This is a genomic window from Pseudomonas corni (assembly GCF_057128765.1).
In genome coordinates this window covers 194,204-208,475 of record NZ_JBSKHW010000005.1, presented here as the reverse complement: position 1 = coordinate 208,475, position 14,272 = coordinate 194,204, and the positions used below count along the sequence as shown (strand labels likewise).

At 58.7% G+C, this 14,272-nt stretch carries 11 protein-coding genes; 7 read left to right on the top strand and 4 right to left on the bottom strand.

The window, feature by feature from the left end; all coding sequences use genetic code 11:
* Positions 1 to 650: 650 nt before the first annotated feature.
* A complete protein-coding gene (gene acnB / locus ACWKV9_RS11130; RefSeq protein ID WP_483836163.1) occupies positions 651 to 3,260 on the bottom strand; it encodes a bifunctional aconitate hydratase 2/2-methylisocitrate dehydratase in 2,610 nt (869 codons plus the stop codon).
* Positions 3,261 to 3,662: 402 nt separating this feature from the next.
* Here acnB and ACWKV9_RS11125 point away from each other — a divergent pair, with 402 nt between their 5' ends.
* Positions 3,663 to 4,142 carry a DUF1289 domain-containing protein gene (locus tag ACWKV9_RS11125; protein ID WP_483836162.1) on the top strand — a complete coding sequence of 160 codons (480 nt, stop codon included), beginning with the start codon at positions 3,663 to 3,665 and terminating at the stop codon, positions 4,140 to 4,142.
* Positions 4,143 to 4,222: 80 nt separating this feature from the next.
* Here ACWKV9_RS11125 and ACWKV9_RS11120 read toward each other — a convergent pair whose 3' ends face one another.
* Positions 4,223 to 5,101 carry a universal stress protein gene (locus ACWKV9_RS11120; RefSeq protein ID WP_483836161.1) on the bottom strand — a complete coding sequence of 293 codons (879 nt, stop codon included), beginning with the start codon at positions 5,099 to 5,101 and terminating at the stop codon, positions 4,223 to 4,225.
* Between the two features lie 193 nt (positions 5,102 to 5,294).
* On the opposite strand from ACWKV9_RS11120, the gene ACWKV9_RS11115 reads away from it, so the two are divergent.
* The 5 genes from ACWKV9_RS11115 to ACWKV9_RS11095 all read left to right on the top strand — a co-directional run bounded on the left by ACWKV9_RS11115 (position 5,295) and on the right by ACWKV9_RS11095 (position 11,066).
* The gene (locus ACWKV9_RS11115; protein WP_483836160.1) at positions 5,295 to 5,906 is read left to right on the top strand and encodes a MiaE family protein; all 612 of its coding nucleotides are present in this window, start codon (positions 5,295 to 5,297) and stop codon (positions 5,904 to 5,906) included.
* 324 nt (positions 5,907 to 6,230) lie between these two features.
* Positions 6,231 to 6,704: a MarR family winged helix-turn-helix transcriptional regulator gene (locus ACWKV9_RS11110; RefSeq protein WP_483836159.1), complete on the top strand. Its 474-nt coding sequence runs from the start codon at positions 6,231 to 6,233 to the stop codon at positions 6,702 to 6,704.
* On the top strand, positions 6,701 to 8,197 hold the full coding sequence (locus ACWKV9_RS11105) for an efflux transporter outer membrane subunit (RefSeq protein ID WP_483836158.1): 1,497 nt from the start codon (positions 6,701 to 6,703) through the stop codon (positions 8,195 to 8,197). Before ACWKV9_RS11110 ends, ACWKV9_RS11105 begins: the two co-directional genes overlap by 4 nt.
* 10 nt (positions 8,198 to 8,207) lie before the next feature.
* Positions 8,208 to 9,467: an EmrA/EmrK family multidrug efflux transporter periplasmic adaptor subunit gene (locus ACWKV9_RS11100; RefSeq protein ID WP_483836157.1), complete on the top strand. Its 1,260-nt coding sequence runs from the start codon at positions 8,208 to 8,210 to the stop codon at positions 9,465 to 9,467.
* Between the two features lie 63 nt (positions 9,468 to 9,530).
* Positions 9,531 to 11,066 carry a DHA2 family efflux MFS transporter permease subunit gene (locus ACWKV9_RS11095; protein WP_483836156.1) on the top strand — a complete coding sequence of 512 codons (1,536 nt, stop codon included), beginning with the start codon at positions 9,531 to 9,533 and terminating at the stop codon, positions 11,064 to 11,066.
* Positions 11,067 to 11,182: 116 nt separating this feature from the next.
* On the opposite strand, the gene lpxH is transcribed toward ACWKV9_RS11095, so the two are convergent.
* Both lpxH and ACWKV9_RS11085 read right to left on the bottom strand, forming a co-directional pair.
* Positions 11,183 to 11,911, bottom strand: coding sequence for a UDP-2,3-diacylglucosamine diphosphatase (gene lpxH / locus ACWKV9_RS11090; protein ID WP_483836155.1), 729 nt, complete (start codon positions 11,909 to 11,911; stop codon positions 11,183 to 11,185).
* Positions 11,908 to 12,411: a peptidylprolyl isomerase gene (locus ACWKV9_RS11085; protein ID WP_483836154.1), complete on the bottom strand. Its 504-nt coding sequence runs from the start codon at positions 12,409 to 12,411 to the stop codon at positions 11,908 to 11,910. The genes lpxH and ACWKV9_RS11085 overlap by 4 nt, the downstream gene beginning before the upstream one ends.
* A 159-nt stretch (positions 12,412 to 12,570) precedes the next feature.
* Here ACWKV9_RS11085 and ACWKV9_RS11080 point away from each other — a divergent pair, with 159 nt between their 5' ends.
* The gene (locus ACWKV9_RS11080; RefSeq protein ID WP_483836153.1) at positions 12,571 to 14,265 is read left to right on the top strand and encodes a glutamine--tRNA ligase/YqeY domain fusion protein; all 1,695 of its coding nucleotides are present in this window, start codon (positions 12,571 to 12,573) and stop codon (positions 14,263 to 14,265) included.
* Positions 14,266 to 14,272 lie beyond the last annotated feature (7 nt).

Here is a 14,272-nt window from a genome sequence, read left to right as displayed (position 1 = left end):
TGTGACAAAGCCCAGCCACAACGCCCCAAAGCAGAAAAGCAAATGCTCTTGATCTTCATCCACGCCAGCCCATACACCGCAAAACGCGACTTGGGTGCAGGCCGAACGCAGGCGGCGCGGAGTGGGCAGCGCGGCATGGATGCCGCGCTAGCCGCCCCCGGCCATGGATGGCCGATGGCGGCGTGCCCACGGAGCGTCGCCGGAGTGAGGGAACCCGACGAAGTCGGGCCAAACCGGGAGCAAGAGCGCTTTGGTTACTTTCGCCTGGGCCGGCTTCCGGCTTTTCGAAAGTGACCCGCCGTAAGGGCGGAACCATAACCACAGCCCACACAAATAATGGATATACCCACAATCCCGGTACACCAGACCCACCGCATCGCGACCGTCGTAACCTCCGATTGCTCCTACAGGGGACCGAGTGACACGCAGCAAGATCGGTCCACCGCAAATAACGGATATACCCACAATCCTGGTACATCCGAAACACCGCATCGCGCCCGTCGTAACCTCCGAATGCTCCTACAGGGGATCGCGTGACCCGTCGGAATCTGCACATAGACACAATCCGCGGTGGGTCAGACAGGCGGCTTTAATTGCGTCCATAAAAAAACCCCGCCTAAGCGGGGTTCTTCACACGCAGATTTCAGCGATTAAGCCTGAACCACCGGAATATTGGCGTTCGCAGCCGCTTCACGGAACTCAGCGATCTGATCGAAGCTCAGGTAGCGGTAAACATCAGCCGCCATGCTGTCGATCTTGCCAGCGTATTCCATGTACTCCTCAACCGTCGGCAGACGACCCAGGATCGAAGCAACAGACGCCAACTCAGCCGAAGCCAGGTAAACGTTCGCGCCATCACCCAGACGGTTCGGGAAGTTACGGGTCGAAGTCGACACCACCGTGGAGTTCGGTTCTACCCGAGCCTGGTTACCCATGCACAGCGAGCAGCCCGGCATTTCCATGCGCGCGCCAGCTTTGCCGTAGATCCCGTAGTAGCCTTCTTCGGTCAGTTGATGAGCGTCCATCTTGGTCGGCGGCGACAGCCACAGACGTGTAGGAAGCTGACCCTTGACCTGATCGAGCAACTTGCCCGCAGCGCGGAAGTGGCCGATGTTGGTCATGCACGAACCGATGAACACTTCGTCGATCTTCTCGCCAGCAACGCTGGACAGCAGACGGGCGTCGTCCGGATCGTTCGGCGCGCAGAGCACAGGCTCTTTGATGTCGGCCAGATCGATCTCGATGATTTCTTCGTATTCGGCGTCGGCGTCGGCAACCATCAGTTCCGGATTGGCAACCCAGGCTTCCATCGCTTGAGCACGACGTTCCAGTGTCCGTGGATCGCCGTAACCCTGTTCGATCATCCAGCGCAGCAGGGTGATGTTCGAGTTCAGGTATTCGGTGATCGACTCTTTGGACAGCTTGATGGTGCAACCTGCAGCCGAACGCTCGGCCGAGGCGTCGGACAGTTCGAATGCCTGCTCGATGCTCAGGTTGTCCAGGCCTTCGATTTCCAGGATGCGGCCGGAGAAGGCGTTTTTCTTGCCCTTCTTCTCGACAGTCAGCAAGCCTTTCTGGATGGCGAAGTAAGGAATCGCGTGAACCAGGTCGCGCAGGGTGATGCCAGGTTGCATCTCGCCCTTGAAGCGAACCAGAATCGACTCAGGCATGTCCAGCGGCATGACGCCCGTGGCAGCGGCGAACGCGACCAGACCGGAACCGGCCGGGAACGAAATGCCCATCGGGAAGCGGGTGTGCGAGTCGCCGCCGGTGCCGACGGTGTCAGGCAGCAGCATGCGGTTCAGCCAGCTGTGGATGATGCCGTCGCCCGGACGCAGGGAAACACCGCCGCGGGTCATGATGAAGTCAGGCAGCGTGTGGTGAGTCGTCACGTCGATCGGCTTTGGATAGGCCGCGGTGTGGCAGAACGACTGCATCACCAGATCGGTGGAGAAGCCCAGGCACGCCAGGTCTTTCAGTTCGTCACGGGTCATGGGACCGGTGGTGTCTTGAGAGCCGACGGTGGTCATCTTCGGTTCGCAGTAGGTGCCAGGACGCACACCTTTGCCTTCCGGCAGACCGCACGCCTTGCCGACCATTTTTTGCGCCAGGGTGAAGCCTTTGCCGGTGTCGACAGGCGCTTCTGGCAGTTTGAACAGGTCGGTTGGGCCCAGGCCCAGTTCAGCGCGAGCCTTGTCAGTCAAACCGCGACCGATGATCAGCGGGATACGGCCGCCAGCGCGGACTTCGTCGAGCAGCACCGGGGTCTTTAGCTCGAAGGTGGTGATGACTTCTTCACTGTCGTGCTTGCAGACTTTGCCAGCGTACGGGTAGACGTCGATCACGTCGCCCATGTTGATGTTGGTCACATCGAATTCGATTGGCAGTGCGCCGGCATCTTCCATGGTGTTGTAGAAGATGGGAGCGATCTTGCTGCCGAAGCAGAAGCCGCCAGCGCGCTTGTTCGGCACGTTAGGGACGTCGTCGCCGAAGAACCACAGCACCGAGTTGGTGGCCGATTTACGCGAAGAACCAGTACCCACCACATCGCCCACGTAGGCGATAGGGAAGCCTTGGCCGCGCATTTCTTCGATCTGCTTCATCGGGCCGATGGAGCCCTGCACGTCAGGCACGATGCCTTCGCGTGCCATTTTCAGCATCGCCAGGGCGTGCAACGGGATATCTGGACGGGACCAGGCGTCAGGCGCAGGCGACAGATCGTCGGTGTTGGTTTCGCCAGTGACTTTGAATACGCGCAGGCTGATTTTGTCAGCCAGGGTCGGACGTTTGCGGAACCACTCGCCATCAGCCCAGGACTGCAGCACGCCTTGAGCGACGGTGTTGCCGTTCTTGGCTTTTTCAGCGACGTCGTGGAACGCATCGAACATCAGCAGGGTGTGCTTGAGTTGCTCGGCGGCAACCTGGCCCAACGCAGCGTCGTCCAGCAGATCGACCATGGTCACGATGTTGTAGCCGCCCTGCATGGTGCCGAGCAGTTCTACAGCGTGTTTGCGGTCCAGCAGAGGGGAGGTGACTTCGCCCTTCGCCAGGGCAGACAGGAAACCAGCTTTGACGTAGGCAGCTTCGTCAACGCCAGGTGGAACGCGATTGGTGATCAGATCAAGCAGAAACGCTTCTTCGCCAGCCGGTGGATTCTTCAGCAGCTCGACCAGGCCTGCAGTTTGTTCGGCGTTAAGCGGCTGGGGCACGATACCCAGAGCGGCACGCTCTTCGATGTGTTTACGGTAGGCTTCAAGCACAGTATTACCCTCATCAGTGGTCCCAAATGGGTGTCCGGGACGCTCATCCAGAAAAAGTCCGCATCGCTCGTTAAAACTTTTTGAGTTTTTGGGCAGGAAGCTGACGATCTCCAACGGAAGCTGTTTTCAAAGTTTTACGCCTGCGGATCGGTTTGGGAGGAGGGGACGCAGGCAAGCCTGCGTCTGAACCGACTGCGGGGTAGGCTTTCGTTAAAAAGCCCTGACTGTGCTCGTGACGCTTTGAAAACAGCTTCCAACGGACATTGGCGCCTTAAAAGGCCCGGTGATTCTACGGCAAAAAAAATTTAAAGGTAAGTTAGCCCCTACATCTTCGGGGGTGTACCGCGTTAGACAAAGGGCTAACATGCCGGCTTGTTTCGTCCGCTGCCGTGTTTGTGTGCCATGTCCAATCAAACCATCAAGACCCCTTGCGTCGGCCTCTGCTCCACCGTTTACGGGGATTTGGTGTGCCGTGGCTGCAAGCGTTTTCATCATGAAGTGATCCACTGGAACGGCTACGACGAAGCCGCCAAGCGTGCGGTGTGGTTGCGTCTGGAGCAGTTGCTGGTGCAGGTGATGACTGCCAAGCTTGAGGTGTTCGACAAGGACAAACTGCGCCAGCAACTGGAGCAGCGCAAAATCCGCTTCGTGCCGCACCAGTCCGAATATTGCTGGGCCTATCAATTGATTGCCCGCGGCGCGCGGGTGATCAATCAGCTGGAAGCGTACGGCATGGTGCTGATGCCGGAGTTTCGAGACTGGACGCTGCCGGAACTGCGCGACGCCATTGATCGGGAATTCTTCCTGTTGTCGGAGGCGCATTACGAGCGCTACATCGCGCCGGGGTTTTTGCAGGATGCGATGGGCGAGCAAGCCCTGTAGGAGCGAATTCATTCGCGAGGGGCCTGAACCGTCGACGCATCTCCATTGCCTGCTTCACCGCCTCGCGAATGAATTCGCTCCTACAGGTTGTGCGCCCACTCCCGAGCCAAATGCGCCTTTATCTCTTCGCTCTTAATCACCAACACATCGCTTTCCAGTGAATCGAGCACCACTTCTGCCGTATTGCCGATCAAAGCGCCAGAAATGCCGGTACGCCCAACGGTCCCGATAACCGTCAATACTGCCTGCAGATGATGGGCTGTGAACGGGATCAACACGTCAGCCGGCCCTTCGGCGATGTGCAGATGGGCGTCATCGATGTCAAATTCGGTCTGAAACGCCAGGCATTGCTCGCGGTAACGGCTTTCAACGTGGTTGGGCATCTGATAAACCGGATCAGCCGCAGAGAGCATCGGCGCGGGGTGCGCAGTGATGACGTGCAACTCGCCGCTGGCCATTTCGGCGATCTCGAATCCGCGGCTGATAATCGCGTAATGCAATGCGGTATGTTCCCCGTCAGGGTTGCCGACGTCCACCGCTGCGAGCACTGCACCACCTTTCCATGAACGCTCGGTTTTGACCATCAGCACCGGGCATGGGCACAAGCGCAGCAGCTTCCAGTCGGCAGGCGTGAGCAGCGCTTTTTTCAGTGGGTTATCCGCAAAGTGCTGCTTGATCACCAAGTCAGAGCCTTCGTTTTGCTGAACCTTGACGATGGTCTGATGGACGCTTTCCTCCCACGCTTGCTCGGCGGTGACGTTGAAATCCTCCGCCTGTAGATCGTGTTTGAGGGTGGTGAGAAGCGCTGAGTGGTCCAATCGTTTATCGCAGATCAGTAAATGCAGGTCCGCCCCCAGGTTATTGGCAATCAGACAGGCGCGGCGCATGGCCAGGCTTTCCACCTTGTCCGTTTCGGCAGTGGGCTCGATCACCACTAAAATTCGCTTGATCGACGACATGATCAATTCTCCAGAACGCATAGCCTTAATGATTCAGGCGCCCGGGCCCGAAGATCGTACGTTCATTGACTATAGATGCCTGCCGGGAATCGGGGCGTTGATCTGGATCAGCGCTTTTGTTGTCGACAACGCTGGTCCTGCGTCACAGCCCTCGTATAATGCCGGGCCTTGTCCCACCAGCCATTGTGAACTCATGCAGATTTATCCTGACGTCGACGCTTTCCTGCTCTGCCCAACCCCTGACAGCTGGGTGCAGGCGGCTTTGCGCAACCTGGATATCTTGTTGATCGACCATGCCAACAACGAGAAAAAAGCGGCCGGGGCGGCGTTTCAGTTCATGTTTCAGTACAACGACAAGTTCGATCTGCTGAGCAAAATGTCGCGTCTGGCGCGCGAAGAGCTGCGTCACTTCGAGCAAGTGATCGGCATTATCAAGAAACGTAACATCCCCATGGCCAATATCAGTTCAGCGCGTTACGCAGGTTCATTGCGCAAACTGGTGCGTACACACAATCCCTATCGTCTGACGGATGCACTGGTAGTTGGCGCCATCGTAGAAGCTCGGTCCTGCGAGCGTTTCGCCGCATTGGTGCCGCACTTGGACGAGGACCTGGCCAAGTTCTACGCCAGCCTGCTCAAGTCTGAAGCCCGGCATTTTCAGGACTATCTGAAGCTGGCGTACACCTACGGCGACGAAGCCGACGTCAACGCCAAGATCGAAGAAATCCGCCTGGCCGAGCGCGAACTGATCGAAAGCCCGGATGTGGACTTTCGGTTTCATAGCGGTGTGCCGATCAGCGTCTGATTTGGGCAAAGCTTCTGCCGAAGGCGTAGGAGTCCGGCTTGCCGACGATGGGCTGCGAAGCGGCCCCACATCATCAAACTTTTGAAGACCACAGCATCGCGGCGTGTTGATTGCTGGCGGTTCCCGCCAGATCGCCTGCAAGCATGGCTCCTACGGCCTTCGGCCAGAATCAAAAGCCATTCCAGATTGCCCGTGAATTCTTGCGTCGGTAACGACATCACTTCGTCCGAAAATCCAAATGTTAAATAATGTTTCATTGAAACATTAGCTGCCTAGGCAGTAATATCTCGCCAACTCACTGCCTAGGCAGATATTTGGTGACTTATGCCGCACTTCACGCCTGAAACCTTCCATTCCAGCCTGCTCGGCATGCTGCTCGGACGCACTGAACTGCTGAAAAATCGCATTCTTGAAACCCACCTCGTCCCGTTCGGCGTTACCGCGCCGCAGTTCAAGGTGCTGGTGATGATTGCGTTGTTCGGCGCCGAAACTCCCGCCGACCTGTGCCGCATGTTGTCGCTGGACAGCGGTTCCATGACCCGGATGCTTGATCGTCTGGAACAGAAAGATCTCCTTTCCCGCACCCGTTCTGAAAACGATCGACGTCAGGTTCGGCTGATCCTCACGGAGGAAGGCCACAAGCTTTCGGATCTGATGCCGGAAATCGGCTCCAAGGCCATGAATGAAATGGTCGGCGTACTTGAAAGCGATGAGCTGCTGGCGCTGGAAAAGATCCTCACCAAGATACTGGTCGCCTCCGCAGATCCCATTACTCTGGCGCGGATCGCAGCAAAATGAACACATCTCGCAAGCAGGGCTCAGCTTTGCGCACCTCGTTGAGCCTGGTGTTAGTCGCCATGATCATGGCCGGTTGCGCAAACTCCAAGGGTCTGAACACAGAAGGCGTCGCGCTCGATGCCAAAGGCCTGCACGCCGAAAACAGCCTGCAGGGCATCACGTTGTCGCCCGCAGCATGGCCGGCGCGGGACTGGTGGAAATCCCTGGGCGATCCACAGCTCAATAACTTGATCAGTGAAGCCCTGCGCGACAGCCCTGACATGCAGGTCGCCGCCGCGCGTACCCATCAGGCTAATGCGCAAGCCTATGCCGCCAATGCCGAGCGCATGCCCACCGTCGATGCCGATGCCGGGATTACCCGTTCGCGTCTGGATCGCGAGCAGGACCCGACCGGGCAGGGCGGACGCTACGGCACCGTGCGTACTCTGTCGGGGGTGTTCAACTACAACTTCGATCTGTGGGGCGGCCAGCGCGCAGCCTGGGAAGCGGCTTTGGGCCAGGCCCGCGCTTCGCAGATCGATCAGCAAGCCGCGCAATTGACCGTCGCCGCCGATGTCGCCCGCGCCTACAGCGATCTGGGCCAGGCGTATATCGTGCGCGATCTGGCGGCCGAAGACCTCAAGCGCACCTCGCAAATGCTTGAATTGGGCCGCCGTCGCCTGACCTCCGGGATCGACAGTGAGTACCAATTCCAGCAAACCGAGAGCCTGGCCGCCAGCTCGCAAGAGTCCCTGGTCGACGCGGATAAACGCCTGCGCTCGGCGAAGATTCAACTGGCCGTGCTGATGGGCAAAGGCCCGGATCGTGGCGATGAATTGACCCGGCCCAACGTGTTGAAACCGGCGGTTGTCGCCTTGCCGTCGTCATTGCCGGCAGAGCTGTTGGGCCGTCGTCCTGATCTGGTCGCGGCGCGCTGGCGTGTGGAAGCGGCGAGCAAAGACATCGTCGCCAGCAAGACCAACTTCTATCCCAACCTCAACCTGAGCGCTTCGGCCGGGGTCGAGTCATTGTTGGGCGACGCGATGTTCGGCTCGGCCAGCCGCTTCTTCAACGTGGGGCCGACAATCTCGCTGCCCCTTTTTGACGGAGGTCGCCGCCGTGCGGACCTCGACGCGCGCGACGCCGACTACGACCTTGCCGTGGCCCAGTACAACAAAAGCCTGGTGCGGGCTTTGGGTGATGTCAGCGACAACATCGGCCAACTGCGCGCCATCAGCGCCCAGATCGACGCGCGTCAGCACGCCACCGACGTGATCAAACAGTCCTACGGCACCGGCGTGCAGCGCTACGCGTCAGGCATCGGCAATTACGTCGATGTGCTGACCATCGAACAACAACTTCTGCAATCGCAACGTCAATTGGCGGACCTCAACGCCGAACGCATCGATTTGTCGATCCAGTTGATGCAGGCACTGGGGGGAGGGTTCGCGCCAAGCGGTCCCGGCGAACACCCCTCCTCAGGTACCCAGTCCACTGCGTCGCTGACCCAATAAGGTATTTGTCATGGCCACTGCCTCCGAAAACACTGCAGCAACCGATTCGCCAGATGCCAAGGCGTCGGAACAACAGAAAGACCCAAAAGCCTCGGGTGGCGACAGCAAACCCAAGGCCAATCCGCGTAAGCGCAAGCTGATGCTGATCATTCTGGCGCTGATCGTCATCCTCGGCGGATTGGGCGTCTGGGGTTGGTACGAGTTTTACGGGCGCTGGTACGAAAGCACCGACGACGCCTACGTGAACGGCAACGTGGTTGAAATCACCCCGCAAGTGACCGGCACGGTGGTCAGCATCGGCGCTGATGACGGTGATTTGGTGCGTGAAGGTCAGGTGCTGATTCAGTTCGATCCGAGCGACGCCGAAGTCGCGCAACAAAGCGCCGAGGCCAATCTGGGCCGCACGGTGCGTCAGGTGCGCGGGCTGTACAGCAACGTCGATGGCATGAAGGCTCAGCTGGCAGCCCAGCGCGCCGAAGTGCAAAAAGCGCAGGACAACTACAACCGTCGGCGCAATCTGGCGGCGGGCGGGGCGATTTCCCAGGAAGAGCTGTCTCACGCCAAGGATGATCTGACCAGCGCGCAAAACGCCCTGAACAACATTCAGCAGCAACTGGCTACCAGCACTGCGTTGGTGGATGACACCGAGGTTTCGTCGCACCCGGACGTGAAAGCGGCCGCCGCACAATTGCGTCAGGCATACCTGAATAGCGCCCGCAGCACGTTGATCGCACCGGTCACCGGTTACGTCGCCAAACGCACCGTTCAACTGGGCCAGCGTGTTCAGCCGGGGACCGCTTTGATGGCGGTCATTCCGCTGAATCAACTGTGGATCGACGCCAACTTCAAGGAAACCCAGCTCGGCCAGATGCGCATCGGTCAGCCGGTGGATATCGAAGCTGATCTGTATGGCAGTGACGTGAAGTACAACGGCACGGTGGACAGCGTTGGCGCCGGGACCGGCAGCGCGTTTGCCTTGCTGCCTGCGCAAAACGCCACGGGTAACTGGATCAAAATTGTGCAGCGAGTGCCGGTGCGGATTCACATCAACCCGGATCAACTGGCGCAAAACCCGCTGCGCATCGGCCTGTCGACCGTGGTTGACGTCAACCTGCACGACCAGAGCGGACCTGTGCTGGCGCAACAACCGCCCAAGCAGGCCTCGTTCAGTACCAATGTCTACGAGAAGCAGCTGGCGGATGCCGACACTCTGATCGCCCGCCTGATCCACGAAAACAGTGCTGCCACCGGCAAGACCGTGCAGCGTTGATTCGCCAGTCCGTCAGCTTCGGCCTACGGGCTGAAGCGACTTTGAAGTGTCAAAGGATTCGCGATGAGTAACGACGCTCCCGCTTCTTTCACGCCGCCCAGCCTGTTGCTTTGTACCATCGGGCTTTCGCTGGCGACATTCATGCAAGTGCTCGACACCACGATCGCCAACGTCGCGCTCCCGACCATATCCGGCAACCTGGGGGTGAGTTCGGAGCAGGGCACCTGGGTTATCACCTCGTTTGCGGTGAGTAACGCGATTGCTCTGCCGCTGACCGGCTGGCTGAGCCGCCGCTTTGGTGAAGTGAAGCTCTTTATATGGGCGACGATTCTGTTCGTGATGGCCTCGTTCCTGTGCGGCATTTCGACATCGATGCCCGAACTGGTGGGTTTTCGTGTGCTGCAAGGTGTGGTCGCCGGGCCGTTGTACCCGATGACCCAAACGCTGCTGATTGCGGTGTACCCCCCGGCGAAAAGGGGGATGGCACTGGCATTGTTGGCGATGGTCACGGTGGTTGCGCCGATTGCCGGTCCGATCCTCGGTGGCTGGATCACTGACAGCTATAGCTGGCCGTGGATCTTTTTCATCAACGTCCCGATCGGTCTGTTCGCAGCCTTTGTGGTACGTCAGCAAATGGCCACACGTCCGGTTACCACCAGCCGACAACCGATGGATTACGTGGGGTTGATCACGTTGATCATCGGTGTGGGGGCGTTGCAGATCGTGCTCGACAAGGGCAACGACATGGATTGGTTCGAGTCCAATTTCATCATCATCGGTACGGTAATTTCGGTGATTGGCCTGGCGGCGTTCGTCATTTGGGAGATGACCGACGAACACCCGGTGGTGAACCTGCGGCTGTTCGCTTACCGAAACTTTCGCGTTGGGACCATTGCTTTGGTCGGCGGTTATGCGGGGTTTTTCGGGATCAATTTGATCCTGCCGCAATGGTTGCAGACGCAGATGGGTTACACGCCGACCTATGCGGGGCTTGCGGTGGCGCCGATCGGGATATTGCCGGTGCTGATGTCCCCCTTCGTGGGCAAATACGCGCACAAGTTTGATTTGCGGGTGCTGTCCGGCCTGGCCTTCCTGGGGATTGGCGCCAGTTGCTTCATGCGCGCCGGATTCACCAGTCAGGTGGATTTCGAGCACATCGCCATGGTGCAGCTGTTCATGGGGGCGGGAATTGCGCTGTTTTTCATGCCGACGCTGAGCATTCTGCTCTCGGATTTGCCGCCCTCGCAAATCGCCGATGGCTCGGGGCTGGCGACGTTCTTGCGTAACCTGGGCGGCAGTTTCGCGGCGTCGTTGACCACCTGGATCTGGATTCGCCGGGCGGATCAGCACCATGCCTATCTCACGGAGAGCGTGAGTGTGTATGACCCGGCCACCCGTCATGCTCTGGACACCATGGGCGGGGCGAGCAATCAGGCTTACGCGCAGCTCGACGGTATTGTCACCAGTCAGGCGTACATGATGTCCACGGTGGATTATTTCTACATGATGGGCTGGATCTTCGTCGCGCTGATCCTTGTGGTGTGGATGGCCAAACCACCGTTCGGCGCCAAGGCTGCGCCGGGAGGGGGCGGGCATTGATGTTACTGCTGCCGGATATTCTGTAGGAGCGCGCTTGCCCGCGATTGCGATTGTTCAGTCAAAGAAAGGGTTGTCTGACACAAAGCCATCGCGGGCAAGCGCGCTCCTACAAGGGATCACGCGTTTACGAAATCAAACGCGCTCAGCTGATAACCCTGCTCATCCACCTGCAACGTCCAGCCTTGCTTGTCCCAATCGCCAAGGACGATGCGCTGGGCGGTGGCTTCGCCGATCTGCAGTTTGTGGATCGCAGGCCGGTGGGTGTGGCCATGAATCAGGGTTTTCACGCCGAATTCGGCCATGATCCGCGGCACCTCTTCGGGGGTCACGTCAACGATGTCGTTGGCTTTCATGCGGGTCTGCGTCTTGCTCTCGCTACGCAGTTTGCGCGCCAGCTTGTGCCGGGTGCTCAAGGGCAGATGACGCAACACCCATAACGTGATCGGATTGCGCAGATAACGGCGCATGCGCTGATAGGCCTCATCGCGAGTACACAGGCTGTCGCCGTGCATCAGCAATACCGGCTCGCCGTTGAACTCGACCACGCTCGGGTCGGGCAACAACGTGCAACCCGCCGCTTTGCAAAAGGCTTTGCCGAGCATGAAGTCGCGATTGCCGTGCATCAGAAATACCCGCGTGCCGCCGTCGCTCAAGACCCGCAGGGCCTCGCAGATCGAGCGCTGGAAGGGCGACATCGCGTCATCGCCGATCCAGGCTTCGAAAAAATCTCCCAAGATGTACAGCGATTCGGCTTCGCGGGCGCGGCCATTGAGCAGATCCAGAAACGCCCGGGTAATGTCCGGGCGTTGCTCTTCCAGATGCAGATCGGAGATCAGCAATATCACCCAATGATCTCGGCTTTCTCGATGATCACGTCTTCGGTCGGCACGTCCTGATGACCGGCTTTGGAAGTGGTGGCGACTGCTTTGATCTTGTCAACGATCTCGGTGCCTTCGATCACTTCACCGAACACTGCGTAACCCCAGCCCTGGACGGTCTTGGCGCTGTGGTTGAGAAAGCTGTTGTCAGCGACGTTGATGAAGAACTGCGCTGAGGCCGAATGCGGTTCCATGGTGCGGGCCATGGCCACGCTGTACTTCTTGTTCGGCAGGCCGTTGTCGGCTTCGTTCTGAATGCTCGGGCGCTTGTCTTTCTTTTCTTTCATGCCCGGCTCAAAACCACCGCCCTGGACCATGAAATTGCCGATCACGCGATGGAAGATGGTGTTTTCGTAGTGGCCGGCGTTGACGTATTCGATGAAGTTGGCGACGGTCAGTGGCGCTTTTTCAGCGTTCAGTTGCACAACGATGTCGCCGTGATTGGTGGTCAGTTTGACGTTGGACATGGGGTTGGTCGCTCTTTTCAATTCGTATTGGACGGTTCTTTGCACAAGCCGGGGCAGTTTTGTCACTGCGTGCTGTCAGGGGCTTGACAGGTTCGGCTATGATAAGCGCTTTGATTTAGTCGGCCTACCCTGGTCGCGACAAGTACGTTCAAGGATCCTATGAGCAAGTCCACTGACGCCGCTGCGAATTCAAAGGCAGGCCCTGCAATCCCTACCAACTTCCTGCGCCCGATCGTGCAGGCAGACCTGGATTCGGGCAAACACACCCAGATCGTGACCCGCTTCCCGCCGGAACCTAACGGTTACCTGCACATCGGCCACGCCAAGTCGATCTGCGTCAACTTCGGTCTGGCTCAGGAATTCGGCGGTGTAACGCACTTGCGCTTCGATGACACCAACCCGGCCAAGGAAGACCAGGAATACATCGACGCCATTGAAAGCGACGTCAAGTGGTTGGGCTTTCAGTGGTCCGGCGAAGTGCGTTATGCCTCGCAGTACTTCGATCAATTGCACGACTGGGCAGTCGAGCTGATCAAATCGGGCAAGGCCTACGTCGATGACCTGACCCCCGAGCAGGCCCGCGAATACCGCGGCACCCTGACCGAGCCGGGCAAGGACAGCCCGTTCCGCGAGCGCAGCGTTGAGGAAAACCTGGACCTGTTCGCCCGCATGAAGGCTGGCGAGTTCGAGGACGGCGCCCGCGTACTGCGCGCCAAGATCGATATGGCGTCGCCGAACATGAACCTGCGCGACCCTATCCTTTACCGCATTCGTCATGCCCATCATCACCAGACTGGTGACAAGTGGTGCATCTACCCGATCTACGATTTCACTCACGGTCAGTCCGATGCCATCGAAGGCATCACGCATTCGATCTGCACCCTGGAGTTCGAAAGCCATCGTCCGCTGTACGACTGGTTCCTCGACAATCTGCCGGTGCCGAGCAAACCGCGTCAGTACGAATTCTCGCGGCTGAACCTGAACTACACCATCACCAGCAAGCGCAAGCTCAAGCAACTGGTCGATGAAAAGCACGTGCATGGCTGGGATGACCCGCGCATGTCGACGTTGTCGGGCTTTCGCCGTCGTGGTTACACGCCTGCATCGATCCGCAATTTCTGCGAAATGATCGGCACCAACCGTTCCGACGGCGTGGTCGATTTCGGCATGCTCGAATTCAGCATCCGTCAGGACCTGGACCACAACGCCCCGCGCGCCATGTGCGTGCTGCGCCCGTTGAAAGTCGTGATCACCAACTACCCGGAAGGCCAGGTTGATCACCTCGAACTGCCGCGTCATCCGCAGAAGGAAGAACTGGGCGTGCGCAAGCTGCCGTTCTCCCGCGAAATCTACATCGATCGTGATGATTTCATGGAAGAGCCGCCAAAAGGCTACAAGCGCCTTGAGCCCAACGGCGAAGTGCGCCTGCGTGGCAGTTATGTAATCCGCGCCGACGAAGCAATCAAGGACGCCGATGGCAACATCGTCGAGCTGCGCTGCTCGTATGACCCGGAAACACTGGGCAAGAACCCTGAAGGCCGTAAGGTCAAAGGCGTTGTGCACTGGGTGCCGGCTGCTGAAAGCATCGAGTGCGAAGTGCGTCTGTACGACCGCCTGTTCCGCTCGGCCAATCCGGAAAAAGCCGAAGACGGCCAGAGCTTCCTGGACAACATCAACCCTGACTCGCTCCAAGTGCTGACCGGTTGTCGCGCTGAGCCATCGTTAGGTGAAGCTCAACCGGAAGACCGTTTCCAGTTCGAACGCGAAGGTTATTTCTGCGCGGACATCAAGGACTCGAAACCCGGTCATCCGGTATTCAATCGCACGGTCACGCTGCGCGATTCGTGGACTTGATGCTGTA